Here is a 25,588-nt window from a genome sequence, read left to right as displayed (position 1 = left end):
TAACGCACAGCCAGAGGTTTAGGCTGATAAACAGGTACACAAGATCTTTGTACCTATTCGCCGACGTGTTCTGCTTAGGATAGGTTCTGTCGAACATTCTCAGCTGTGTTTGACAGCAGACTCTCCCTTCGACAGTCGAATTTTTATTCGTGTCCCGGTATCAGAAGAGGTAGCGTGCAGGTCTCCGTTCGAACGATCCACGACCCACCTCACGAGCCAGAGGCCCACACCCGAACCGTGATAGAGTGACGTCTCCTCCTCGGCCTGGAGAACGTCGATTTCTGATTGATGAATCCCCGGTCCTTGATCCGCTATAATCAGGAAGACATCGCCACCATTCGTTTCAGAATAGATATCTATACGCTGTTCGTCACTGCCAGAATGATGTGTGATGGCGTTGTCGATGAGTTCCTTGACGGCGAGGTAAAATTCCGGATGGTGCTCGACTACCACATCATCGATTTGTGTCCGCACGATGGCCCGACCGTCCGTCTCTGATTCGGCGAGGGCGCGTTCGACGGGTGCTTTCAACGAACCAGTAACTAACGACTTGTCAGAAATTACCCGTTCCAACAACTGCGCCTTCTCTGCATGTTGCAAGAGCGCAGCCGACCGTTCGTGGACCGCATCTGCCATCGCGACCACCTCTCCGTCGGCCACTTCTTTCATCGCTCCTGCATACCCATTTATTATATTCAGGTCATTCCGCATATTATGGCGCAAGATGCGAATCAATATCGCTTTGAGCAATTGTAACTCGGTCTCCTGTTCTTTTAGTCCGGTGATGTCACTCAGGACGACTATTGATCCCGTCAGCCCCCTCCCGTATTCAATAGACGATGTACTGACCGAGTAGTAACGGTTGGCCCCCTCGAATTCGATTTCGATCGTTTGAGTGGGATCTTGTTCGTCGCTGCGGCGGTACTCAGGAAGAAAGTCTTGAAGGGAGTTACCGATGATATTCTCGCCGAACCGTGTTCGACCGGCCCGGTTGACATCGACGATAACGTCGTCAGAACCTATGACGAGTATTACATCCTCTACCTCTTCGAAGGTCTTTTCGCGGGCGGTTGAAACGTATCTCAAGAGCCCGTGGTGCTTGATCGAATATGCGAACAACAGACCCGAGAAAGCGAACACGGTAGACGTTGGATCATAGTACATCGGTACCAGCTCTGCCACTTTGATCATCGTAGAGACGACCAGTGCCAACGTAATTACGAGCAGATACACTGTTTGTCGCCGTTGTATCCCACTCGTTCGTAGTATCTCGCCAACGAACATTCCGGTCGCGAGAAACACCAAAAGGTATCCGTACGCTTGAACGACGAGAAATCGGAGTATCCCGCCAAACTGCGGGAAGTACAACACACCGTCTACCCCGACGTAATAGTCTGCGGAGTAGACAATATTTCCGGGATTGATCCAGGTCAATAGAAAGAACACACCGACTGGCGCAAACAGTCCAGTAACTAATCGGCGGGAGGCGACCGTTTTGTAGACAAATTCGTATGCGAGTAGAAACATCACGACCGCCGCAGCAGCAACGAGTGTCCAGAAAACGTTCGCAAGGGCGAGCGTGATTGTAGGAGAACGGACAAGTGTGAAGGTTGTGTAAAGAAATGCCCAAGAACCCCCGATTCCCATCGCAACGAGGAACCAGAGTACCCCGGGTTTCCGGCGGTCGTCGTACAGGAGGTAGATAATGTAGAGTGAAGGAAATATCCCGAACGCCATCAACAGAACGGCTATATCGAATGTGACCCAGATTACCATGCGTAGGGAATTATTGGTGAATTTTTCATTCGGTGCTACTGACCCGTCCCTCGAACCGAGCGTAACACTATCGTGGGTAGTGTAATATCAGTGACCTTATTTCGTAATCGCTGCGTGCGGATATTGGTGACTGGAACTGTCGCCGGGGAGTACATTCTGGAGGGCATATATACATATGTGTACGAAACAGGATTAATAAACCTACCCTATGCTGCAAACGCAACGGTGAAATTATTGTCACTTAACAATATACGGTCTGAAAACAACTCTCGAGTCAGATAAAGAGGGTATCTGGTGTGTTTGTGGGTTGGAGAGTACGTCTTCACGCTTGTACACGACAGTCGACACGGCATCGGTCGTGCGGTCGAATGGAATCAGTAGAAAATGCCTCACAGTTCCGTTTGCTCGCTTCGTCCGGATCGGGCAGCTATTTCGTATTGTTTGACCAGGAGCGCATTCACCAGCGGCTGCTGCGAGGTCCGAAAGACGCTGTTTCCGGTATCCGTATCGGCCGTGCGCCGATCGAGACACCTCGGCGGTACGTGAACCCAGCTCCTGACATCACGTTTCTGACGCTACCCTTACGGGAATTGACGGAACCCACTGGTTTGCTCGCGAAACACCTGCGTTCGGCGGGGCTCGAGAGAATTAACTCGATTACGAATCACAGTGGCTTTATTAGTGAGTGCATTGTTTAATCTGCTATGGCAGCGATCCAGCTCTCGGACTCGATCGAGCAAAAACTCAACGACCTGTCGAATGATGGTGACGTCGAAGACGTTCTGTGGAAAGCCGTGTACCTCTACGAACGAAGCGAACACCCCTCCGAGTAACGCCGCTGTTTGTATCGCTCTGTTAGTACGCAAGCTATATCTATAGCTGCTGGCACGACCCCAACAGGCCTCGAGCCTATCGGCATGGAATCTTGCTCGCTCTCCCCGTACTGGTTGGCCGTGGGTGGAGCGGTTCCAGTGTGTACGTGATGGGATCACGAAATGGTCATTGTCGTCTCGAGTATCTCATCGGTAACCAGTTGGTGTACCTCGAGTGGCTACACAGACCTATATAGAAAAAAGATCGGTATAGAGCCCTGTGACCGACCATAGAGAGTTCATAGCATCCTATTTATCCGTTTCTCGGGAACGCCCACTTGATGACGGAACAACCATCATCGGCATCGGGTACCAGTACGGCGACTAGACGCCACGTCCTGTTGGGTGCAGCGGGCGCCGGCGTTGTTGGCCTCGCAGGTTGTCTCGGTGGAGATGACGAAGGGAATGGTGGGGACGGAAATGGCGGAAACGGCGGGAACGGTGGCAATAGCGGAAACGGCGGAAACGGTTCCGCCGGACTGTCCGGAACCATCGATGCCTCGGGGAGCAATACTGTCGCACCGATCACGGCCTGGGCGGGAGAAAACTTCGAAGAGGCGTATCCGGACACGCTCGTCGACGTCGCACCGGAAGGAACGGGTGCTGGTTTTCAGGAGTTCTGCAGACAGAACTCGGACGTGCAAAGTGCGAGTCGGATGATCACCGATGACGAGGTGGACCTCTGTAGCGAAAACGACGTCAACTATGGCTTCCTCGAGGTCGGTCTGGACGGGCTTGCGGTCGTCAAGAATTCAGAGAACGACTGGGTCGAGGAAATCACGCTCGACGAACTCAAACGGGTTTGGGAGTTCGAATCCGACGTGCAGACGTGGAGTGACATTCGACCTGAGTGGCCCGACAGGGAGATCGCGCTCCACGCACGTGACAGTGCGTCAGGAACGTTCGACTACTTCACCGAGAACGTCATCGGTGAACGAGGACTGATCCGGGACGATTACTCGGCGACCAGCCAGACGAACGAGATTATGGGAGCCGTTGCCGACAACGTGGACGGATTCGGCTGGGGAGGCCTTGGCTATCTGCGCGAGATCGAAGACGACCAGCCGATCGAGGCCGTCCCGGTCGAGAGCGATGCCGACGGAGGGTTCTACCTCCCAACGGAGCAAAACATCGAGGACGGGCTTTACTCGCCGCTTGCCCGACCTCTGTTCGCGTTCTTCAACATTGCGAGCCTCGAGGAACGAACCGACCTGATCGGTTCGTTTGCCCAGTTCTACACCAACGGTGCACAGGACTACGCTCGCGACCAGGGCTTTTATGCGGCACCCGACGCGGCGACCGAGGAAAACAACGACAAGATCGACGAGTGGCTCGAGGAAGTGGGCGCTTCGATTGACGACCTGACCGTCGAGCGCGAATAACACCTCGAGGCAATAGGTAAATGGGTACTGAAACACCGACACAAACCGGTGCCGAGATAACCGGAGGCGGCGCTGCAGCCGGTGATAACGCGGCGAACAGGCGTGCTCGACGCATCCTGTTCGGCTGTGCCGCCATCACCGTCCTGACGACGCTCGCGATCTTTTTCGTCTTGCTCGACAACGCTGCGAGTTACTTCTTTGGGGCAAAGTTCACCGAAATGATACGGGGCGCGAGTTTCGAGCAAACGGTCACGTTCACGGAGTTTTTCACCGGACAGCGCTGGGCACCAGATCACGCACGCCCGGCACACGGCATCCTCCCTATCGTGTTCGGGACCCTGGCGATTACGGTTGGAGCAGCGTTCGTCGCAATTCCGATCGGAACCGCGACGGCCATCTATCTCTCCGAGTACGCATCCCCAGGTATCCGATCGAAGCTCAAACCCACGCTCGAGATTCTGGCCGGAATCCCGACCATCGTGTATGGGTATTTCGCCATCGCCTTCATCAACCCGGTGTTGCTCAGCGGGTTGGCGGCGTACGTCCTCGACCCCCTCGGCAACGGGCTCTTGCAAGTGGGATCGGCGCTGCCGGGGACGATGGGGGATTCGTTGACCTCGGTAGCTACTTCGATGATCGGTATCAACGTGGGTCGGTACAGCCTGCTTTCGGGAATCCTCGTCGTCGGCATCATGACGATTCCGATGGTTTCGTCGATTTCCGAAGATGCGATGAGTGCGGTCCCGGACGACCTGCGAAACGGTGCCTATGCGCTCGGCGCGACGAAGTTCAACGTGTCGACGCGAATCGTTCTACCGGCATCGATATCGGGAGTGTTTGCCTCGTACATTTTGGCCGTCTCTCGAGCGATCGGTGAGACGATGGCTGTTACCCTCGCGGCAGGGTTCAACGCGAACATCACGACGAATCCGTTCGATGAGATCATGACGATGACCGCGTACATGGTTTCGATGGCCCGAGGTACCAGTGCGGTCGGTACCGTCGAGTATCAGTCGCTGTTCGCAGTTGGCCTCGTGTTGTTCGTCATGACGCTGGTGATGAATCTACTCAATGACGCGTTCAAACGACGGTTCCAGGAGGAGTATCAATGAGCACGGAGACAGAAACTGGCGTCGAGGATAGCAACACCCTGTTCAGTGATATCGATCTCTCGTGGGAACACCGTAAGAACGAGCTCTTTCGCTGGCTACTCATCGCGGCGTCACTGTTCGGCGTCGTCATGCTGGCCCTGCTCCTGTTCGACGTGGTGACCGACTTTTACACGGGATTGACCGAGTTCAACATCAGTCTCTACGAGTTCTTTACGCAGGATGGATCACAGGAAGAGACTCGAGCCGGCTTCAAGGGTGCCGTAATCGCTTCGATAATGCTCATGGTCATGACGGCGATTCTGGCGTTCTTCGTCGGTGTGGGTTCGGCGATCTATCTCGAAGAGTATGCACCAGACACCCGAATAACACGGCTAATCGAAGCGAATCTGGCGAACCTCGCTGGCGTCCCATCGATCGTTTACGGCCTCCTCGCACTCGCAGCGGTCGTCAACGGAATCGGGATCGGTCCGATTCTGATCGCCGGAGCCGTTGCACTTGGATTGCTCGTGATGCCGATTATTATCGTCTCCACCCAGGAGGCACTGCGTGCCGTCCCCGACAGCGTTCGAAACGGCTCGTACGCCACTGGGGCGACGAAGTGGCAAACGATCCGGCGTGTCGTTCTCCCTGCCGCCATTCCTGGTATCATGACGGGAACGATTCTGGCGTTGGCTCGAGCGATCGGCGAAACGGCCCCCTTGATTATGGTCGGTGCACTGTTCGTCAACCGAACGCCGAGCGGACCGACCGACCGCTTCAGTGCGATGCCGACCCAGATTTACAACTGGGCGGCCCAACCGAGTGAGCACTTTATCCACCTTGCAGCGGTGGGTATCGTCGTCTTGCTCTCGTTCCTGTTCGTCATGAACGGAGTCGCGATCTACATTCGACACCGATACGAGACGGAGGTGTAACCCATGCCAACACAAGAGACCGAGACACAACAAGCGGACGACCAACTGATAACGACCGACATACAACACACCGAGTCGACGCGGCGAGAACAGCCAGACCAGACTGTCCTCGAGGCTCGAGACCTCGACGTCTTTTACGGCGAGGACCAGGCGCTCCGATCTGTGGACATCGAAATCCCGGAACACAAAGTTACGGCCATCATCGGCCCCTCAGGCTGTGGTAAATCGACGTTCTTGCGGTGTATCAACCGCATGAACGATATGATCGACGTCTGTCGAGTCAAGGGCGAACTCACGTTCCGGGGCAAGAACGTCTACGACGAGGACGTCGACCCCGTCGCGCTACGTCGCAAAATCGGCCAGGTGTTCCAGAAACCGAACCCCTTCCCAAAGAGCATTCGCGACAACGTTACCTACGGGCTCGAGGTACAGGGCAAGTCTGCGACCGACGACGACGTCGAACGGGCCCTCCGCGGGGCAGCCCTCTGGGACGAAGTGAAAGACCAACTCGACTCGAGCGGCCTCGACCTCTCCGGAGGGCAACAACAGCGACTCTGTATCGCCCGTGCCATCGCCCCCGATCCGGAAGTCATTCTGATGGACGAGCCGACATCAGCACTCGACCCCGTGGCGGCCTCGAAAATCGAGGATCTGATCGACGAACTGGTCGAAGAGTATACGGTCGTCATCGTCACACACAATATGCAACAGGCGGCACGAATCTCCGATAAGACGGCCGTGTTCCTCACCGGCGGAAACCTCGTCGAGTTCGACGACACCGCCTCGGTGTTCGAAGACCCCGAAGACGACCGCGTCGAAGACTACATCACCGGCAAGTTCGGCTGATGGCTCGCGAGCGCTATCAACAGCGCCTCGAGCGCCTCCGCGAGGCGGTCGTCGCCATGGGCGATTTCGTCAGCGAGCAACTCGAAGACGCCGTCGCAGCGTTCGTCGCCTGTAACCGCTCGCTCGCGAGCGCTGTCGTCGATGGAGACAACCGGGTGAACCGTCGGTATCTCGCTCTCGAGGCCGAGTGTCTGGAGATCATCACCCTCCATCAACCGATGATGGGCGACCTTCGACTCGTCGTTGCCGCGTTCAAAATCATCACGGACCTCGAACGAATCGGCGATTTAGCGACCAACCTTGCAGGCTACACCCTCGAATCCCACCGGTGTACGATTCCGGATGTCGATTTCGAACGCCTAACGGCGCTTGCACGGGAGCAAGTCGGCACGGCGATAGACGCCTTTGTGACCGATGACACCGATGGTTGTCTCGAGGTCATCGCCCGGGATGCGGAACTCGACCGACGCTGTGAAGCGGTAACCAATCGGGTGCTGACCCGGATTCTACAATCGAAATCCACCGAATCCGCCATCACCTGCCCTCCGCGCCACGTCGAAAGCGGGTCGGTCGAGACCGACGCGATACTCGAGGACGTGTTGTACACGTTACTCCTGGTTCGCGACCTCGAGCGAATCGGCGACCACGCGGTCAACGTGGCCGCCCGAACCTACTACGCGCTCGAGGGGGACGACCGACTGCTCGCCTGAGACGTTTTGTCATCACACGAGCTATACTGCCAAACTATCGGTTCCCTACCATATGCTCCAGTAATAGTATTGTACAATCTATATCCGAAATTATATTACTTCGCTAAGAGTACCAAATGCTTTACTCACACTACTGTTCACTCTACTTCCACTACCATTTACTCTATCACCACTACCGTTGGCACCAATTCACTACCGTTAAATCCACTTCCACTACTGGTCGCTCTACGTATACTACCGGTTGCCCGACTGTGTCTTCCATTTCACCACCAGTATAGTAGCCAGTGAAAGTCATTACACATCCTACCGCGGGACAGCGCCTCGATAGGTGTGTAAATCGTTTCACTGGCTACTGTAGCTATTACCATAGTTGCGTAGTGGCGTACTCGAGGGAACTATCGTACCAATGCATGGCGACGCCGCCTATCGTCCGGCTAGTGCCTGCAGGTGTCCGAACTCCTCACGGAGCGCGCGGCGCTTGACCAACACGAAACCGACGGCGATGAGGGCGAAGCCGAACACCGTCGTTCCATCGATGACTTCACCCAGATAGAGCCAGCCGAAAACCGCCGCGAAAATCGGTGCGACGTACGAAACCATGTTGATTTCGACGGGCCCCAGTCGCTCGAGCAAGACGAAATACAACAGAAAGCCGAGGGCACTCGAGACCAGCGCGAGGTACGCGAGCGCACCGAGGGCTTCGGCCTGGAGCCACGATCGCGGTTCGATCGGTTCTCTGAGGGCGAGACTCAACAGGTGCATGAGGGCTGCCCCGCCGAGCATCGACCAGGCTTCCATCGATTCGATCGGCATCTCGGCGTCGAGTCGCCGCGTGAGGACGCTCCCGAGGGCGAATGAGGCCGCGGCGAAAAAGACGAGCGCGATTGCAACCGCGTTCGTCGCCAGCAGGTCGTTCGGGTCGGGTTGGGCGATGACGGCAACGCCGACGAGGCCGATAGCGACGCCGACGAGTCCCACTGGAGAGAGGGCATCGGACGGGACGAGCAGGCGAGCGAACCCGGTCGTTAACACCGGTGAGAGGCTGACGACGATGGCGGCCGCCGCGGCCGTCGTGTGCTGTTGCCCGATGAACAAAAACGCGTGGTAGGCCGCGATGAGCAACACGGAGCCAATAGTTACGAGTAGCCACTGCTCTCGACCACGCGGGACGACGTCGTCGAGGACGTAAGCGGCGTACGCTAACATGAGTATCCCCGCGATGTCGTAGCGCAGGGCGGCGTACAGAACGGGTGGAAAGTACTCGAGGCCGGCGCTGATCGCAACGAATGCGGTTCCCCAGACGGCAGCCAGCACCAGAAACAGTACTAGATTTCGATACCTGCTCACAGCGACTAGTTCGCCAGGAGTGACCTATTGATTTCGATTCGAAAATGTGTGACGGAGTCGAAACGAGTGCAGTACCTCGAGGTCACCGCCCGGTCGGTGCGCACTCGGTGGAGCGTCAGTGCGTACTTGGTGGAATTACGATTCGCACTCGGTGAAGCGTCAGTGCGTACTTGGTGGAATTACGATTCGCATTCGGTGAAGCGTCAGTGCGTACTTGGTGGAATTACGGTTCGCACTCGGTCGAGTGTCGAGGCACACTCATTAAACGGGAGTCACTCGAGGCTGAGTCCAGCGTGCCAGCGGTCGACGCCCGCCTCGCGTTTGACGGCGTCCATCTTCGCCAGCAGGTGCGTCGCCAGAGACGCGGTTTCGGCCGCTCGAGACTCGCCTTCGGTGCGGAACTCGCCGGTGACGCGGTTGGCGTACACCGAACAGACGGCTCCCGCACGAAGCCCGTAGACGTTCGCGATGGTGAGGATGGCGCTGGCTTCCATCTCGATATTAGCGACCTTGGCTTCGGTCAGTTCCTCGACCAGCGTGTCGCTTCCGGCGGCCTCGAAGCCCTCGAAACCGGGTCGCCCCTGTCCCGAGTAAAACGAGTCGGCACTCATCGTGAGACCGGTATGGTAGTCATAACTCAGGCGTTCAGCGGCGGCAACGAGCGCGCTGACGACCTCGAAATCAGCAACCGCCGGGTACTCCTCCCGGACGTACTCCTTGCTCGTCCCCTCCTGACGAACGCCACCGGTCGTGATCACGAGGTCGCCCACGTCCATCTCCGGTTGAATCGCACCGCAGGATCCGACGCGAATGAAGGTGTCGACGCCAACTCGAGCCAGTTCTTCGACGGCGATGGCGGCCGATGGTCCGCCGATACCCGTGGACGTGACCGAAATCGGCGTTCCGTCGTAGGTGCCCGTAGCCGTTCGGTACTCGCGGTGGTGGGCGCGTTCTTCGTGGTCGTCCCAGTGGTCGACGATCTTCTCGACGCGTTCGGGATTACCCGGCAGTAAAACGGTGTCGGCGACGTCGTCGGCGCTCACCTCGAGGTGGTACTGTACGTCCGCGTTCGGGTCTTCGCTGTCGCCAGTCATCGAGACCTGAAACTTCGAGGGGGTTGCGTATATAAATACTGGCGTCCCCTGTCGGATGAGAAACGGCTGCCTGCGACAAGGAGTGGGCACCCGTCGAGAGGGTCACTCGAGCATTTCTTCGGTAATCGTATTCGGCAGGAGTGCACCGAGCGTGTACTCGCTGGGTGTCTCATTTTCGCCCTCGTCGCAGATGACGACCAGGTCGTCGTCGGCGAACTCCGCCAGCGTCTGTCGACACATCCCACAGGGCGTCACCCCGTCCCGGCGGTCCGAACTCACGGCGATGCGAGTAAACTCGCGATGGCCATTTTTTACTGCTTCGGCGATGGCAACCTCCTCGGCGTGCAAGCTATTGCTGTAATTAGCGTTCTCGAGGTTACAGCCGACGAACACGTTGCCGTCGGCCGTCTCGAGGGCGGCACCGACGCGATAGGACGAGTAGGGGACGTGTGCAGCTGCCTGAATTTCCCGTGCAGCTTCGAGTAACGAATCCATAGCGGGGATTGCGGGAGCGAGACCAAAACGTTTGGTACATACGTTCGCATTCGACTTTCAAAACAGCAGTGACCACACCGTCAGCGGACACATTCCCAGCGACTGGGAGCCTGTAACATACTCTATGAAGAAACACGAACAAGTATCCCACATGAGCAACACCCTACACCACCAACTGCCGTGTGACCCGGACACAGAACACAGTGACTGTGACCCCGAAGTAATGCTCACGTTGCTCGCCGAGGAGACGCCGCGGGCGTTTTACCTCTCCGTCGAGACGCCGACCACGGTCGCAGACCTCGCTGAAGAGTTCGACGTCCCCCTGACGACCGCCTATCGAACGGTCGACCGACTCGAGGACGCTGGCTTACTCCAGCCTTACGAAAACACCTCCCCACAGGAGTACGTTCGCCAGCGCAATCAAATTCAGGTCACCTACGACGATACGGCGACGGTTAGCTGGCTCGAGAGTGGACTGTTCCGTACCTGTGAAGTCACGGTCTGATCAGTTCGCGTGCTCGACGGCCTGCTCGATAACTACCCGCGCGTCGGCAACGAGTGCCTCGACGTCATCGCTCTCTGCGTACAGCCGAACGTACGGCTCGGTCCCACTGGGTCGAACGAGGAGCCACGACGCGTCCGGGAACTCGAGGCGGACTCCGTAGTTCGTATCGACGTCGCCACCCTCGAATGAGGCCGGTAGCGTCGTCTCGAGCGCCTCCATCACCGATTCCTTTCTGTCGTCCGGACAGTCGATAGAGACCTTTCGATACGGTCGTTCAGTGACGGGGTCGCGAAGGGCCTCGAGCGAACCGGCTTCGACAACCAGTGCACTGACGACGGCGCTGCTGCACACGCCGTCGATCCAGCCACCGAAGGCGGTGTGAATGTGCTTCCATGGTTCGGCAGCGAACACGACGGCCGTTTCTGAATCGGCGTTTTCGCGCACCCTGGCGATTCCCTCGTGAAGCGCTCCCAACCGAACGCGTTCGACCCGGCCGCCAGCCTCGCGAACCTGTTCGTCGATTCGTGCTGAGGCGTTCGGAGTGGTGACGACGACGGGGTCTTCCACGTCGCTCGTCTCGGTGTAGTGTCGGGCGACGAGTGCCAGAACCGTGTCTTCGTGAACGACGGTTCCATCGCCGTCGAGGACGACCAGTCGGTCTGCATCCCCGTCGTGTGCGAGTCCAAGGCCGAACCTCCCGTCCTCGAGGAACGCCGAAAAGTCGGTCAGCGTCTCTGCCGTTGGTTTACTCGCCCGGGCAGGGAAGTGACCGTCGACCGTCGCGTTGACGCCGACGACGTCCGCACCCAGTCGCTCGAGGACCTGGGGCGAGGCCAGCGAGCCGACGCCGTTGCCACAATCGATAGCAACTGAAAGTCCCTCGAGCGGTGGGCCACTGGTTTCACCGAATTGCGCACGAACGTAGTCGGCTACCGTGGCCCGGTACGCGTCGAGGACGTCTTCGGTCCGGTGGCGGCCCCACTCGTCCCACGACGCCTGGGTAGGTGCGTCTATCTGTGCCTCGATGGCACGTTCGGCTTCCCGATCGTACTCGACGCCGTCTGCGAGCAGTTTGATCCCGTTGTCAGCAGCCGGGTTGTGGCTGGCCGTAATCATCACGCCGTGGCGTCCACGCGAGGCGAACGCGAGGGTTGGGGTGGGCACCTGTCCGATTCGACTGACGTCCGCGCCGGCGCTCTCGAGGCCGGCTTCCATCGCCGCGGCGAGTGCCGGGCCCGTTTCGCGGCCGTCCCGACCGACGACGACCCGTCTTCCCGGCTCGCCAACGGCCTTCCCTACCGCCAGAGCGAGTTCCGGCGTCACCGTCTCCTCGACGGGACCACGGATGCCGGCCGTCCCAAAGTAAGTCATATCCGTCCTTGCTCGAGGAACTACTTATAGGGAATGTTGTACCACTCTTTCGGCGAGTGGTAACTTGGGCTGGCGTCCGGTTTCTCGGCCAGGCCTGCGGGCCACAATCCGATCGCACCCGGCTGCACTTCCCGAACGAGTCACCGGCGCGACCGAACTCGAAAACGTATTCCACCAGCCTCCAGTAACACAGCGCATGCTCACCTTTATCGGTCTCGGCCTGTACGACGAAACCTCGATAACCGTCGAAGGCCAGACCGCACTGCGAGAGGCCAACCGCGCCTACGCCGAGTTTTACACCAGCAAACTGATCGGAACGACAATCGAGGACCTCGAGGCCCACCACGACATCGACATCGACGTCCGTGACCGGGTCGGCGTCGAACAACATCCCGACGACATCCTCGAGGCCGCCGAAGACGAATCCGTCGCGTTTCTCACGGCCGGCGATACGATGATTTCGACGACCCACGTCGACCTTCGGTTGCGAGCACACGAACGCGGGATCGAAACCAGAGTCATCCACGGCGTCACCGCCCAGACCGCGACCAGTTCGCTCACCGGCCTCCAGAACTATCGGTTCGGAAAGGCGACGACGCTCCCGTTTCCCTACGCCCATGGGGCCGACGGCCTACCCGCCAGCGTCACCGAAACCATCGACGCGAACCGCGAGGCGAATCTCCACACGGTCGTCTACCTCGACATCAAAGCCGATCGCGAGGAGTACATGACGGCCGACGTGGGAGCATCACTACTCGCCGAAGAATACCCTGACCTCGTCGGCGTGGTCGTCGCCCGTGCGGGGAGTCCAGAACCGCTGGTCGAAGCCGGAACAATGAGCGAGCTCGCAGAGCGCGATTTCGGCGACCCGCTCCACCTACTCGTGATTCCCGGTCGCCTGCACCTGCTCGAGGCGGACGCCCTCTGTGCACTGGCTGGCGCCGATCGCGACGCCCTCGAGATAGATTGACACGTTCGTACTCCCCGTCCGTTCGCACGTACATTCACGGTTCTCGCCACCGATATCGAAACGATGTCGGCTGCAACCATCACCCGGTGGACTCGAGCGTTCGTTGGCGCTGGCGTTTGCTGGTTCGTCTGCTGGCAATTTGCCGTCGTCGCTGGCTTTGACCGGTCAGTCACGGTCGTTCTCGGGTTGTGGGGATTCGTGTTCCACGTCATCTTCGGAAAAGGGTACAGTTTGATTCCCTCCTATTTCGATTCCTCGCTGGCGTTCCCGCAGGCACCGGCCGTTCAACTCCCGTTGACTGCGACTGGAACGGCCGTGCTGGCACTCGAGGGTGCCGGAGGAATATCGGGACTCCCACTGCTGGCAATCGGTTCACTCCTGTGGTTCGCGGGGTGTCTCGTGTTCGTCGGGGCTATTGGCTGGACCGTCCGTGGCAATCTCCTCGGCAAACGAACGGGGACCGGCGGTGTCAACGCGGAGCGAGCGAGCGTCGACAGGTTCGCCAATCTATTCGTTCCCGTCGTCGTGGGCTACCTTCTGGTGGGTTCGTTACTCCCTCTCGCCCGTCGGTTCGACGGCTTGTTGCCTGTCCAGGCCCCTAGCGGACCAGCGACGACACACGTTCTCGCCCTCGGGGCGGCTACCCTCCTGTTCTTCGCCATTGGATTTCGTGTGATTCCGCGATTTCTCGTCGTCTCGCCACGTCGAACACTCGTCTGGCTCGTGCTTCCTGCCGGTGGCCTCGGGCCACTCCTCCTCGTCACCGATTTTCTCGGGTCGACGACGTTCCGCCTCGGTGCACTCATGCAGACGGCAGCCGTTACCGGGTTCGCACTCGCATATGCTGATATGTTCCATCGCAGCGACCGCCGACGAATCGGCCTCTATGGCGTGTACGCAGGGACTCTCTTCGGCGTTCTCGCCGTCGCCGTCGGCCTCACGTTCGCACTCGAGGGTCACACCCTTCCCGGAAACCCCTTCGACGCCCACTATCGCCTCGCCCTGACGGGTTTCCTCGGGTTGAGTATCATCGGCGTGACCTACCAGTTTTATCCGCCCGCAATCGCCTCGACTCCTGGGCTCGACGACCGAACGGCATCGCTCTCGATGGGGCTGATCGCCGTTGGGCTGCTCCTCGAAGCGAGCGGATTACTCGGACGGAGTATCAGCCTCGAGCACGCCGGTTCTGTGCTGGTGTTGGTCGGCGCACTCCTGTATGCACTCATCGTTTTCGCCGTCTTCTACGAGCACCGATAACCGGTTGCGAACACGTTCGGGAAACCGCGTTTTCCCCTCGAGTACGTATTGAAGCTGCCATGGCAACTCACTCGAGTGCGGACCACCGACAGGTTCAGACGACCGTGGGCGTGGTGTGTACTGGCCACGTTCGAACGGCGATCGGCGACCATCGCTTCGAGTATACGTTCGATGGAACAACACTCAGAGAGTTCCTCGAAGCGTTCTTCGAGGATTACGACGTCGAATCACTGTTGATCGCGAAATCGGAGGACGAGACAACGGCCCACGGGTGGGCACCGCAACCCGACGACTTGCCCGGTACCTGGCGAAAGAACCCGGAAGGCGACCAGACGCGAACGTACGCCCGTATCTGTATCAACGGTCGATTCAACGAACACGCCGACGGCTTCGACACGGTCCTCGAGGATGGTGATCGGGTCGCCCTAATGAAGCCGTTTTTCTTCTGTTGTTAACCGCTCCCATACCCGAAGATAATCGCACCAATATATACAACCGAGTCGCACAAATGAGTCGGTAATGAGGATAAAAGACGCTGATCGCGTACTCGACGCCCGTGAGGTCGACGGCGAGCCCTTCTCCCCGATTATGGACGAACTCGACGCGCTCGAGGCCGACGAAACGTTCCTCTTGATCAATAGCTTCGAGCCCGAACCGCTGTACAACATCCTCAAACAACGCGGGTTCAGCTACGAGCCGACCGAGGTCGAACCCGACGAGTGGCACGTCGTGATCGAGCACGCCTGATACGGATACAAATCCGCTTTCCGACGGTTTTGATGAATACGGGTTCCCGTGCACTATAGTAGCTATTGAAGGTCATTACACACCCTCACCTTCAGTTCTGTCTCGTCGAAGCGGACGACGATCCGCTTCCACAGTGTCCGTTCTACGGAACGTCACGATCCGATCCGACGGAGATTGTCAGTATCCGATACGACGCGGGATCAGGACAAATTGTGGAACAGTCGGTCGGGGCGATTCCCGACGACAGCTCGGATTCGAACTATCCGAACGGTCTCGCATTCGACGACGATAACGACGTGTGGTACTTTGCAGAGGACACCGGCGTCCTCAAAACGATGAACGAGGACGGGGCCTTCGGCATCGAGGAGTACGGGGTAATCACGCCAAACGGCGAATCAATCGCAGGTGCCGCCTTCCGGAACGATACCGCCGAGTATCTGTATATCCCGAACGGTGGAAGTACGCTGATGGCCGCGGATATCAGCGGCGGTACCGTGAGCACCACCACCGTTACCGAACTGGATTGGTCTGGTGTGGGTCTCGGGGATCTTGCTATCGACAGGGAGAACGATATCCTCTACGTGAGTACGACCAGGACGAACGAGTCCGGTTCGAACTTCTTCAGTGTCGACCTCACCGATCTGACCGACCAGCAACAAATCGTTGCCTCCACCGACCGAACGGCCTTTGCAGTCCGTTCACAGATCGCCTTCGACGACGACGGGACGTTGTGGGCGCACAATGCCAACGGCGGAGACTGGCGAACGGTTGACCTCGACGACGGAAGCCTGAGCGCAGTCATGGCGACGACCCGCGAGTACACCGATCTCTCACAGTGCGGATTCTACGCAGCATAGGAACCCTCGGTCACTTTTTATCGTTGTTCGATAGCTGAGATAATGGCGATAGTTGACGTGTAGAACTCGTTCGCTCGAAGTGCATCGTTCGATGTCCCAGCAGTCGCCATCTCACCGACTTAATCGGCGTTCGAGACCGCTTTGCCGCCTCGAATTTCTCGCTCCTCGAGATAACACTGCGGGTCCGGTGCAAACAGTTCGCCTTCGGTCGCCAGTGCCCGTAGCCGTGATCCACCCCGACAGATCGACAGGTACTGACAGTCCGCACATTTGCCGGTGAGATGTGATTCCCGGTTGCGAAGCGCCCTGAGTAGCGGATTCGTCTCGTCGTCCCATATTTCCCCGAAGGGTCGGTCCCGGACGTTACCGAGGCTGTAGCCCTGCCAGAACTGCGTAAGGTGCACGTTCCCTTCGTAATCGACGTCCGCAATTCGCTCACCCGTGGGGTCCCCGCCGTTTTTCTGTAGATGCCGGTAGACGGCATCGGCCTTCTCCGGGCCGAAACGGTCGCGGGCGTACTCAACGAGAAAACCGGCGTCGGCGTAATTACCCACGAGCAGGGTTTCGATCTCTTCGCCACGGTCGTGATATTCGAGGGTCAGATCACAGAGCCGTTCGACGGCGTCGCGTTTGGCCTGTGGCGACAGGTCAATGTCGGTGATGTCAGCTCCACGGCCGCCGTAATCGAGGTGATAGAAACAGAACCGGTCGACGCCGACGTCGGCGAGCAGGTCGATTACGCCCTCGAGATCTGGCGCGTTGGCTTCGGTGATGGTATAGCGAAGGCCCGTTTTCAGGCCGACGTCGAGACAGGCCTCGATGCCGCGGACGGCGGCGTCGAACGCGCCCTCCTTGCCCCGAAAGGCGTCGTTTCGCTCCGGCAGCCCGTCGACGGAGACGCCCGCATACTGCAGGCCTGCGTCTTTGAGTGCCAGTGCCCGTTCGCGAGTAAGGAGTGTGCCGTTCGTCGACAGCACCGGTCGAAGCCCCAGGTCGGCCGCGTACTCGACCAGTTCGATCACGTCGCCTCGAGCTAATGGCTCACCACCCGAAAAGAGGACGACCGGAACGTCGTAGTGGGCCAGTTGCTCGAGGAACCGACGTGCCTCAGTCGTCGTGAACTCCCCCGGGGCTGGCTCCGTTTCGGCGGCTGCATAACAGTGTGAACAGGCGAGATTACACCGCCGGGTAGCGTTCCACACGACGACTGGCCGTCGCTGTTTCTCGCTAGTGATCTGGGGCTTGCTCGAAGCCTCCGCAGCGTCGTATCGAAGGCCATCACCCTCCGCGTCGAGGTCACAGAGCAGTTTACTGATCGAGATCACGAATGGTTCCCCACTGTTGACCCGGTTGTCGGCTCGTCGCCTTCCGGTTCCTTCTTCGATGACGAATCGTTTTTCGAGGGTGAACACCCAGGTTTGGATGGCTTGCTCGAGTCCGTTTCGGTCGAGAGGGGACGCGAGGAGTATCGTTCGACGCTCTCTGCCGGGCAGACCCAGAGGTCTGCGGCGTGCCAGTCGAACAGCGCTGCAGCGTGCTCGACGGCTCCGTCGGCGCTACTTGCAGCCACGCTCCCGACGTGTCGTAACGGCTCCGTCCGCTCGTCTCGAAGGAACACCTCCCACTGGGGGAGCGGTGTTCCACGTCGATTCCCTGCCACTTTCGAACGATGTGCGTGTTCGACCATTGGTTTCATTGAACGCTGGGTAATCGAATGATAAAGCCGTCGTGGCGAATACTTCAGTGTAATTCCTGCCCAGTGGGAACGAGCAAAATTCCTATTGGATGGGGCTTTGGAGAGCCATACACAGCTATGCCAGCGCCACCAGGGTCGCGCCGACTCGATACCGCCGAACGGCCCCTCGTCCTTATCTGGGAACTCACGCAGGCCTGTGGTCTCGCCTGTAACCACTGTCGCGCAAATGCCCGGCCACAGTGCCATCCGCAGGAACTCACCACCGCCCAAGGGAAAGGACTGCTCGAGGACGCCCGCGAGTTCGGTGATGGACAGTTAGTCGTGCTCTCCGGTGGCGACCCGCTCGTCCGTGACGACGTAGTGACGTTGATCGAGTACGGCACGGAACTCGGCCATCGGATGACGATTACACCCAGTGGCACCGGATCGTTGACACGCGAACGAATCGACGCCCTCGCCGACGCCGGACTCAGGCGTATGGCGCTGAGTCTCGACGGCGCGAGCGCCGAGAGCCACGACGCGTTTCGTGGCGAAGCTGGTAGTTTCGAGGAGACCGTCCGAGCCATCGAGGTCGCGAACGCTGCCGGCCTTCCCGTCCAGATCAATACCACCGTCTGTGGTCAGACCGTCGATGAACTGCCGGCGATTCGGGAGTTGTTGTGCGAGCTAGGCGTCGTCATGTGGAGCGTGTTCTTCCTGGTTCCAATCGGGAGAGGACGGATCCTCGAGCCGCTCGCACCCGAAAAGGCCGACGCGGTGATGGACTGGTTGCGAACGGTGAGTGAAACCGAACCGTTCGGCGTCAAGACGACGGAAGCCCCCCAGTATCGACGGGTGTGTCTCCAGCACGAACGAAACGCGAGTGACGATGGTCCTGCCACCACAGGGGATGACCACGCGGCGGGTCTCCGACGCCGGCGTGGCATCGTCGCCGGCGACGGCTTTGCGTTCGTGAGCCATACTGGTGAGGTGTTTCCTTCCGGATTTCTCCCAAAATCGGCCGGCAACGTTCGCAAACAATCGGTCACCGAACTGTACCGCGATAGCGACCTCTTTCGCTCGCTTCGCGACCGTGACCAACTCACCGGCAAGTGCGGAGCCTGCGAATACCGACACGTCTGCGGCGGCAGTCGCTCTCGAGCGTTCGCCTACTTCGACGACCCGCTCGCCAGCGACCCCCTCTGTCCGTACGTGACGGAGGGTTACGATGGCCCGCTCCCCTGGAATGATACGACACAGCCACCGACACCGCCGAGCGGCCCGACGGCATTGACAGACGCGGACTAGTTGGTACAAGCGTACGCACGTCCCGCCAATCGCCGTGCTCAGGCACCCCCAATCGCCGTAGCAAAGCCACGCGCAAGCATAGAGCCCGCAGTTCAGACACGGATCCATATATCCTCGAGACGAACGTGTTCACGACCGATTCTATGGCATTCCCCATCGAGGCCCGCCTATGGACGGATCGATTCGGACGACTATCGAAATCGCCGACCCAGGTGACTGTCCGGTCGCTCGAGTCTCGGCAGAAAACGACCTTACCGTCCCCTCGGTAACCCGTTCGACCGAGCGAAACGAACGCGGGGACCTCACAGAGGAGTTCACAGTAGCAACTGACAGTATCGACCAGTCGACTCGAGTGGCGGCCGGTCTCGAAACCGGGTCGAAGATATTTACCGACGAAAACCGGGCAGTCTACCGGTTCTCGAGAGACCCCGATGTGACCTGTGTCTGTGCCTGTATCGAAGGCTTCGGCTGGCCGGTGTCCGACATTCACGCGTTCGACGGTGTGCTGGCCGTCACGTGTTACGTTCCCTCGGTCGACCAGTTGCGGTTGCTTATCTCGACCCTTCGGGACCGCTTTGACGGCGTTCACGTGAAACGGTTACAGCACGCAGGCAATGCGGGAACCATCGTCGACGATGTCCCCCTCGAGGCGCTCGGGCTGACCGACAGACAGCGAGAGGTCCTCGAGACGGCTATCGAAATGGGCTATTTCAACTACCCTCGAGACGCGAACGCCGGCGAGGTAGCTGAAGCCCTCGATATCGCGCGGTCGACCTTCAGCGAGCATCTCGCCGTCGGCCAGCGAAAGCTGGTCGGCGCGGTACTCGAATCCGAAACCGGCACGATGGAGGCCTGACGGTGCAACACCTCGTCCAAAACCGTCCCTGGATCGAATAGGGGAACATATTCGGCACCACTGCTACCGCCAAACTCGCCCACGCTAGAGATGAGAATGACTGCATGTTCGCTCTGTGAACTGCCCACCCCCTCTCGACCCGTTACGGAACCGGGAGACGCCTACAGCGCGTCGATAATCGCCGCCGTCATCTCGTCGGTCGAAGCCTCACCACCGAGATCTCCCGTTCGTGGACCGTCCTCGAGGACCGATTCGACAGCCGTCTGGATAGCATCGGCTTCCTCGTCGTAGCCGAGATACTCGAGCAACATAGCCGCCGAAAGGATCGCTGCGGACGGGTTCGCAACCCCTTTTCCGGCGATGTCGGGTGCGGTGCCGTGAACCGGTTCGAACAGGGCCCGGTCGGGGCCGATGTTTGCGCTTGGGAGCAATCCGAGGCCACCAACGAGGCCAGCAGCGAGATCAGACAACACGTCTCCGGCGAGGTTTGGACAAACGACGACCTCGAACTGGGTCGGGTCGAGACAGACGTGCGTGGCGAAGGCGTCCATCAGTACCTCATCGGTTTCGACACCGTGATCGTGGGCGACGTCGACGACAGCGTCGCGGAATCGACCGTCGGTTTCACGCATCACGTTAGCCTTGTGGGCGACGGTAAAGCCTTCGAGGTCGCGGTCGCTCACGTAGGCGCACGCGAAGGTTGCCAGCCGTTTCGACGCCGAATCGGTCACAACTCGCGTCAGCGTCGAGAGGTCGTCGCTCAGTCGGGTTTCGTGGCCGGAGTAGACACCTTCGGTGTTCTCGCGTAAAAAGACGAGATCGGTTTCGGGGCGCAACGCGTCGACGCCGGGGTACGCTCTCGCTGGGCGCACGTTGACGAACGAGTCGACGGCCTCCCGAAGCGGCAAAATCACGTCAGCCGCGCTCTCGCCGGCAGCACCAAAGAGGGTTGCATCGGTAGTGGCTGCCAGTTCGTACGTCTCCTCCGGTAGCGCCGTCCCTCCCTCCGCTTCGACGGCGTCACCGGCAGCTGCCTCGACGAACTCGAAGTCGATGTCGAACGACTCGAGGACCGAAACGGCTGCTGGGGTGACTTCCTGACCGATGCCGTCGCCGGGAATCACGGCGATTTCGTGTGACATTATCCTACCTCTCCCCGGAAGCGAAAAGAGCGTGTCGGTGGTGACAGTTCTGCGAACCACCGTGGCGCGAGGGAACGTGCGTACCTCGTTCCGTTCGAGTCGCTCGGTTCGGACAGACCGTGCCCCCGTACAGTCATCTGCTCGAGGTCCCGTACTCCGTTTCGGCCATCGACTCGAGATTCGCGTTCAAACGTGACGAACCGCTAGACTGCACTACCGGGCGTGTATTCGCCGAACTCCTCACGCATGACCCCGCTAATCTCGCCAACCGTCGCGTACGCTTTGACCGCGTCGATGATGTACGGCATCAGGTTCTCGTCTTCGTTGGTTGCCGTCCGGAGGGCCTCGAGTTTCGCGTCGACGGTCTCTTCGTCGCGTTCCTCCCGTGTGGACTCGAGGCGTCGGATCTGGCGACGCTCGTCCGCTTCGGTAACCTCCTGTACGTCCATCTCCGGATCCTCGTCGACTTCGAACTCGTTGACGCCGACGATGATTCGGTCCACGTCTTCGATTTCTCGCTGGCGGTCGAACGCCGTATCCTGGATCTGTCGCTGGACCCACTGACTCTCGATTGCCTCTCGCATCCCACCGCGTTCGTCGACTTCCTCGAGGAGATCGTACGCCTCGGCTTCGACCTGGTCGGTGAGGCTTTCGACGTAGTAGCTTCCGGCGAGTGGGTCGACCGTATCAGCCGCTCCGGACTCGTGAGCGAGGATTTGCTGGGTTCGGAGTGCTGTCCGAACGGACTCCTCGGTCGGCAACGCCAGCGCCTCGTCTTTGCCGTTAGTATGGAGTGACTGCGTGCCACCGAGAACGGCCGCTAGCGCCTGATAGGCCACGCGAACGACGTTGTTTTCGATCTGCTGGGCGGTGAGCATCGAGCCGGCCGTCTGTGTGTGGAACTTGAGCTGTTTTGATTTGGGATTTTGTGCGTCGAAGCGCTCGTCCATCATGTCGTGCCACATCCGGCGAGCCGCGCGGAACTTCGCCACTTCCTCGAAGATGTTGTTGTGCCCGTTGAAGAAAAACGATAGCTGAGGGGCGAAGTCATCGACGTCGAGTCCCGCGTCGATGGCTGCTTCGACGTACTCGAGGCCGTTCCCGAGCGTGAAGGCGAGTTCTTGAGCGGCGGTCGCCCCTGCCTCGCGGATGTGATAGCCAGAGATCGAGATGGTGTTGAACTTGGGGACTTCCGCTGCACAGAACTCGAAAATATCGGTGATGATCCGCATCGATGGCTCCGGTGGGTAGATGTAGGTGTTTCGGGCGATGTACTCTTTCAGCAGGTCGTTCTGGATCGTCCCGCGAAGCGTCTCGCGGTCGACACCTTGTCGGTCACCGACGGCGATGTACATCGCCAAAAGCACCGACGCAGGGGCGTTGATCGTCATGCTCGTGGACACTTCGTCGAGTGGGATGCCATCGAATACCGTCTCCATGTCATCGAGAGAGTCGATTGCCACACCCGCTTTTCCCACCTCACCTGCGGACATCGCGGCGTCCGAGTCGTACCCCATCTGGGTCGGCAAATCGAACGCCATCGACAGCCCCGTCTGGCCCTGATCGAGCAGGTAGTGAAATCGCTCGTTCGTATCCTCGGGCGTCGAAAAGCCGGCGTACTGACGCATCGTCCACAGTCGACCCCGGTAGCCCGTCGAGTATACCCCCCGCGTGTACGGCGGCTCCCCCGGGAATCCGATGTCGTCCCCGTAGTCGATATCGCCGACGTCATCCGGCGTGTAGAGACGATCGACCTCCTGCCCGCCAGTATCCGTGGTAAAAGTGTCTTTTCGTTCGCCAAACCGATCTATTACCGGCTCGACCTTGCTCTCGTGCCACCGCCCTTTGTCTTCTCGGATGGCCTCGAGGTCGTCGGAATCGAACATTATTGTTGGAAACGGTTTCCTGTGGCTTGAAGCTTGACAAACCGGTTCGGTGGCCGAGCCACGCGAGTTCGCGATCTCTCCTGACAAACGGCGTGGACAAAAACGACGGGAGTCAGTGCCGTCCAGTATCGTACTTGTATGTCGCCGTGTCCGGATCGATACCGAAGTCTTCCGGCGTATCCTCATCCGCACCATCGGTTTCACCGCCCTCGCTAGCCTGTTTGAAAGCGTCTCGTAACGCCTGGCGCATTCGGAACTCGTCGGTATCGATAGCGAGCGGTACGGCATCGGAATCCGTTCCGTTTCGTTTCGCTGCGAGACGGTCTTGCAACACCGACGGTAACTGCGATTCGTCGATGCGTTCGAACCCGAACTGTGCGAGGTAGGCACCTTCGCCAGTGAGCGTGTATACCGTCTCGAACCCTTCGTCACCGGCGTACTCGATCAGCCGTTCGATGACGTGTGCGCCGACTCCCTGTCCGCGCCACTCCTCGAGGACGCCGATACTCGTCAACTCACACACGTCGTCGCCATCTTCGGGTTTGTGGAGACGGATACGACCAAAGCCGGCTTTCGCTCCCGACGTTTCGTCGATGGCAACGACGTAATCCCGTGAACGGAACGCCGTATCGTCGAGTCCCATCGCCTCGATGTGGTCGAGAAGCCAGACCTCTTCACGGTTTTTCGCGTCCCGTACGTACATGATTCGAAATACGGTCCCCGCGGTCAAAAGCGTTTGTGGGCTGGCATCGGTTCGGACGTGTACAGTCGGCGACTGATTACGAGGTCAACAACCCCGACCTCAAGGGTCGGGGCTTGTCAGTGAACTCCAGCTCTAACTGCTGAGTGCAGCAGGTCTAAAACGACCATTCGCGTTCACGGTTCCTGACTTCAGGGCTAGTTGACTGGTAGCCCGTCCAGACCCAGACTTGAGCCAGTTCTGGACAAGACGCCACGCGACGTTCCGCGCAGCGTTGTAATCCGCGTGCAGTTCCTTCCCACACTTCAGACACTCGAACTCGTCACCATCACGGTTATCCTCGTGTGTGAACCCACATTCACCGTGGCTACACCGCTGTGACGTGTACTGCGGAGCCACGGTATCCACTTCGATACCGTGCGCTTCGGCCTTATACTCGACCTGTCGCTGAATCTCTCGGAACGCCCACTGCTGGAACTTAGACGCGTTCGAGATGCGAGTCCAAATCCACGTTAATCGCTCGAACGCGATATGCGTACACTCATTCTCAACCGCCTCTCGAACGATGCCGTTCGACACGTCGTGCAGACGATGGCGACTCCACTCGGCAAACCTGTCCCCGATTGACTGGATAGTAAGGTGCGCCGAGCGCGTCCCAGTCTGTTGCAAGTGTCCACGACGACGTTCGTACTCGCCACGCTTGTGGTTGAGTTCGTCCGCGTTTCCAAGGAATGCTCCCGTGCTGGTGACGGCCAGGTAGCCATCCACGTTGAGGTCTACGCCGAGAACCACTCCGTTCTCGGTCTGCTCGTCGCTAGAATCAGTGTTGGCTACTTGTTCAACGGCAACGTGGAGGTAGTATTCACCATCGCGCTTGTGGAGCGTGGCTTCTCGCTTCTCCCACTCTTCGTCGTCCCAGTACTCCTCGAACGGTGTTCCCTCGTCGTCGTGTGGGAAGACGTACTCTGCACGGATTCTCCCGTCCACTGTGGAGAGTGTGCAGTGGTCGTCGTTGTACGTTATCGTGTTTGAGTTGTACGTGACGACCGTGCCTTTGAACTCTGGTTTGCTCGTGTTCTTATTGTCTTCAAGCAAGTCCTTACAGTTCGAGAGGGCGTTGGCTGCGAGGTTCCGGGCCGATTGGACGTGTCCACCTGTGAGTGGGCTAGTTTCGCGGATGTCGTGGTAGGTGGCTTCGTTGAGTTGGTTTTTGTTGATGATGATGTCGTCAGGGTTGTCGCTCCAGCCGTAGTCGATGACGGGTTCGGTGACTCGTTGGAATTCCTCAAACGTGGCATCCACTACCGAGTGATGTTCCTCGGGGATGTCGAGTTTGACTTGGATGTTCCTGACGACAGTCATACCCTATAAATCGAGCAAATATTATTTAAACGTTCATATTAGGCGTGGAGTCGCGGCACGTGGATAGCGTCATCCCGTGACGGACTTCACCCCCGACCTCAAGGGTCGGGGTTCTCGTCCTGCACCGCCTATAGAACGCGTGGACGAATTGTGCGTCACAATCGAAGAAGATGGAATATAGTAGCCAGTGAAATATTGACACACCAACTGTGACATCCGCTTGCGAGCGGGTGTGCACTGACGTTCGCTGGCTACTATACAGATGCGGTTGCGACACCGGGAACCTGGCAGGATGGGTTGGCAGCCTGATGGTGGTGAAGGTGGTGGTTGCTGCTGCCGATCACCCCACGAAGCGACCGAATGGTCGCCGACGATCCGTCGGTGCGCAACGCGCGGTGCGTGAC

The 25,588-nt window shown here is 58.9% G+C and carries 25 protein-coding genes; 14 read left to right on the top strand and 11 right to left on the bottom strand.

Annotation, left to right across the window (positions count from 1 at the left end; translation table 11 throughout):
* Positions 1 to 99: 99 nt before the first annotated feature.
* On the bottom strand, positions 100 to 1,776 hold the full coding sequence (locus NLK60_RS02235) for a histidine kinase N-terminal 7TM domain-containing protein (RefSeq protein ID WP_254809280.1): 1,677 nt from the start codon (positions 1,774 to 1,776) through the stop codon (positions 100 to 102).
* 704 nt (positions 1,777 to 2,480) lie between these two features.
* Here NLK60_RS02235 and NLK60_RS19470 point away from each other — a divergent pair.
* From NLK60_RS19470 to NLK60_RS02210, 6 genes are all read left to right on the top strand, one after another.
* Positions 2,481 to 2,609 (top strand): hypothetical protein, encoded by a 129-nt coding sequence (locus NLK60_RS19470; RefSeq protein ID WP_256530387.1) that lies wholly within the window; start codon positions 2,481 to 2,483, stop codon positions 2,607 to 2,609.
* A 320-nt stretch (positions 2,610 to 2,929) separates the two neighbouring features.
* On the top strand, positions 2,930 to 4,030 hold the full coding sequence (locus tag NLK60_RS02230; protein ID WP_254809279.1) for a PstS family phosphate ABC transporter substrate-binding protein: 1,101 nt from the start codon (positions 2,930 to 2,932) through the stop codon (positions 4,028 to 4,030).
* 20 nt (positions 4,031 to 4,050) lie between these two features.
* Positions 4,051 to 5,142 (top strand): phosphate ABC transporter permease subunit PstC, encoded by a 1,092-nt coding sequence (gene pstC / locus NLK60_RS02225; protein ID WP_254809278.1) that lies wholly within the window; start codon positions 4,051 to 4,053, stop codon positions 5,140 to 5,142.
* Complete coding sequence (gene pstA, locus NLK60_RS02220) at positions 5,139 to 6,056, top strand: phosphate ABC transporter permease PstA (protein ID WP_254809277.1); 918 nt, start codon at positions 5,139 to 5,141, stop codon at positions 6,054 to 6,056. Before pstC ends, pstA begins: the two co-directional genes overlap by 4 nt.
* 3 nt (positions 6,057 to 6,059) lie before the next feature.
* The gene (pstB, locus tag NLK60_RS02215; RefSeq protein ID WP_254809276.1) at positions 6,060 to 6,902 is read left to right on the top strand and encodes a phosphate ABC transporter ATP-binding protein PstB; all 843 of its coding nucleotides are present in this window, start codon (positions 6,060 to 6,062) and stop codon (positions 6,900 to 6,902) included.
* Entirely contained in the window at positions 6,902 to 7,612 is a 711-nt protein-coding gene (locus tag NLK60_RS02210; protein WP_254809275.1) for a phosphate signaling complex PhoU family protein, read from the top strand. Before pstB ends, NLK60_RS02210 begins: the two co-directional genes overlap by 1 nt.
* A 423-nt stretch (positions 7,613 to 8,035) precedes the next feature.
* On the opposite strand, the gene NLK60_RS02205 is transcribed toward NLK60_RS02210, so the two are convergent.
* The 3 genes from NLK60_RS02205 to cdd all read right to left on the bottom strand — a co-directional run bounded on the left by NLK60_RS02205 (position 8,036) and on the right by cdd (position 10,548).
* Positions 8,036 to 8,959: a DMT family transporter gene (locus NLK60_RS02205; protein WP_254809274.1), complete on the bottom strand. Its 924-nt coding sequence runs from the start codon at positions 8,957 to 8,959 to the stop codon at positions 8,036 to 8,038.
* A 272-nt stretch (positions 8,960 to 9,231) separates the two neighbouring features.
* Positions 9,232 to 10,053, bottom strand: coding sequence for a nucleoside phosphorylase (locus NLK60_RS02200; protein ID WP_254809273.1), 822 nt, complete (start codon positions 10,051 to 10,053; stop codon positions 9,232 to 9,234).
* 102 nt (positions 10,054 to 10,155) lie between these two features.
* On the bottom strand, positions 10,156 to 10,548 hold the full coding sequence (gene cdd / locus NLK60_RS02195; protein ID WP_254809272.1) for a cytidine deaminase: 393 nt from the start codon (positions 10,546 to 10,548) through the stop codon (positions 10,156 to 10,158).
* A gap of 151 nt (positions 10,549 to 10,699) precedes the next feature.
* Here cdd and NLK60_RS02190 point away from each other — a divergent pair, with 151 nt between their 5' ends.
* Complete coding sequence (locus tag NLK60_RS02190) at positions 10,700 to 11,053, top strand: winged helix-turn-helix domain-containing protein (protein ID WP_254809271.1); 354 nt, start codon at positions 10,700 to 10,702, stop codon at positions 11,051 to 11,053.
* Here the strand turns inward: NLK60_RS02190 and NLK60_RS02185 are convergent, their stop codons facing one another.
* Positions 11,054 to 12,424: a phosphopentomutase/phosphoglucosamine mutase gene (locus tag NLK60_RS02185; RefSeq protein WP_254809270.1), complete on the bottom strand. Its 1,371-nt coding sequence runs from the start codon at positions 12,422 to 12,424 to the stop codon at positions 11,054 to 11,056.
* Between the two features lie 196 nt (positions 12,425 to 12,620).
* On the opposite strand from NLK60_RS02185, the gene dph5 reads away from it, so the two are divergent.
* From dph5 to NLK60_RS02160, 5 genes are all read left to right on the top strand, one after another.
* The gene (gene dph5, locus NLK60_RS02180) at positions 12,621 to 13,394 is read left to right on the top strand and encodes a diphthine synthase (RefSeq protein WP_254809269.1); all 774 of its coding nucleotides are present in this window, start codon (positions 12,621 to 12,623) and stop codon (positions 13,392 to 13,394) included.
* 63 nt (positions 13,395 to 13,457) lie between these two features.
* On the top strand, positions 13,458 to 14,651 hold the full coding sequence (locus NLK60_RS02175) for a hypothetical protein (RefSeq protein WP_254809268.1): 1,194 nt from the start codon (positions 13,458 to 13,460) through the stop codon (positions 14,649 to 14,651).
* A 59-nt stretch (positions 14,652 to 14,710) separates the two neighbouring features.
* Positions 14,711 to 15,106: a pterin cluster protein gene (locus tag NLK60_RS02170; RefSeq protein WP_254809267.1), complete on the top strand. Its 396-nt coding sequence runs from the start codon at positions 14,711 to 14,713 to the stop codon at positions 15,104 to 15,106.
* A gap of 64 nt (positions 15,107 to 15,170) precedes the next feature.
* The gene (locus NLK60_RS02165; protein ID WP_254809266.1) at positions 15,171 to 15,398 is read left to right on the top strand and encodes a DUF2249 domain-containing protein; all 228 of its coding nucleotides are present in this window, start codon (positions 15,171 to 15,173) and stop codon (positions 15,396 to 15,398) included.
* Positions 15,399 to 15,463: 65 nt separating this feature from the next.
* Positions 15,464 to 16,255: a hypothetical protein gene (locus tag NLK60_RS02160; RefSeq protein WP_254809265.1), complete on the top strand. Its 792-nt coding sequence runs from the start codon at positions 15,464 to 15,466 to the stop codon at positions 16,253 to 16,255.
* A gap of 119 nt (positions 16,256 to 16,374) precedes the next feature.
* Here NLK60_RS02160 and NLK60_RS02155 read toward each other — a convergent pair whose 3' ends face one another.
* A complete protein-coding gene (locus NLK60_RS02155; protein ID WP_254809264.1) occupies positions 16,375 to 17,580 on the bottom strand; it encodes a TIGR04347 family pseudo-SAM/SPASM protein in 1,206 nt (401 codons plus the stop codon).
* Positions 17,577 to 17,942 carry an Htur_1727 family rSAM-partnered candidate RiPP gene (locus NLK60_RS02150; protein WP_254809263.1) on the bottom strand — a complete coding sequence of 122 codons (366 nt, stop codon included), beginning with the start codon at positions 17,940 to 17,942 and terminating at the stop codon, positions 17,577 to 17,579. Before NLK60_RS02150 ends, NLK60_RS02155 begins: the two co-directional genes overlap by 4 nt.
* Before the next feature lie 126 nt (positions 17,943 to 18,068).
* Between NLK60_RS02150 and NLK60_RS02145 the strand changes: the two genes are divergently transcribed.
* Both NLK60_RS02145 and NLK60_RS02140 read left to right on the top strand, forming a co-directional pair.
* Positions 18,069 to 19,238: a TIGR04053 family radical SAM/SPASM domain-containing protein gene (locus NLK60_RS02145; RefSeq protein ID WP_254809262.1), complete on the top strand. Its 1,170-nt coding sequence runs from the start codon at positions 18,069 to 18,071 to the stop codon at positions 19,236 to 19,238.
* 169 nt (positions 19,239 to 19,407) lie between these two features.
* Positions 19,408 to 20,094, top strand: coding sequence for a helix-turn-helix domain-containing protein (locus NLK60_RS02140; RefSeq protein WP_254809261.1), 687 nt, complete (start codon positions 19,408 to 19,410; stop codon positions 20,092 to 20,094).
* Positions 20,095 to 20,255: 161 nt separating this feature from the next.
* Here NLK60_RS02140 and NLK60_RS02135 read toward each other — a convergent pair whose 3' ends face one another.
* The 4 genes from NLK60_RS02135 to NLK60_RS02120 all read right to left on the bottom strand — a co-directional run bounded on the left by NLK60_RS02135 (position 20,256) and on the right by NLK60_RS02120 (position 25,184).
* Positions 20,256 to 21,236, bottom strand: coding sequence for an isocitrate/isopropylmalate dehydrogenase family protein (locus NLK60_RS02135; RefSeq protein WP_254809260.1), 981 nt, complete (start codon positions 21,234 to 21,236; stop codon positions 20,256 to 20,258).
* A gap of 203 nt (positions 21,237 to 21,439) precedes the next feature.
* The gene (locus tag NLK60_RS02130; protein WP_254809259.1) at positions 21,440 to 23,122 is read right to left on the bottom strand and encodes an acyl-CoA mutase large subunit family protein; all 1,683 of its coding nucleotides are present in this window, start codon (positions 23,120 to 23,122) and stop codon (positions 21,440 to 21,442) included.
* A gap of 112 nt (positions 23,123 to 23,234) precedes the next feature.
* Positions 23,235 to 23,825, bottom strand: coding sequence for a GNAT family N-acetyltransferase (locus tag NLK60_RS02125; RefSeq protein ID WP_254809258.1), 591 nt, complete (start codon positions 23,823 to 23,825; stop codon positions 23,235 to 23,237).
* A 132-nt stretch (positions 23,826 to 23,957) separates the two neighbouring features.
* On the bottom strand, positions 23,958 to 25,184 hold the full coding sequence (locus NLK60_RS02120; protein WP_254809257.1) for an RNA-guided endonuclease InsQ/TnpB family protein: 1,227 nt from the start codon (positions 25,182 to 25,184) through the stop codon (positions 23,958 to 23,960).
* Positions 25,185 to 25,588 lie beyond the last annotated feature (404 nt).

This window comes from Natronosalvus amylolyticus, from assembly GCF_024298845.1.
GTDB lineage: Archaea > Halobacteriota > Halobacteria > Halobacteriales > Natrialbaceae > Natronosalvus > Natronosalvus amylolyticus.
This window is presented reverse-complemented; position numbering and strand designations above follow the sequence as displayed.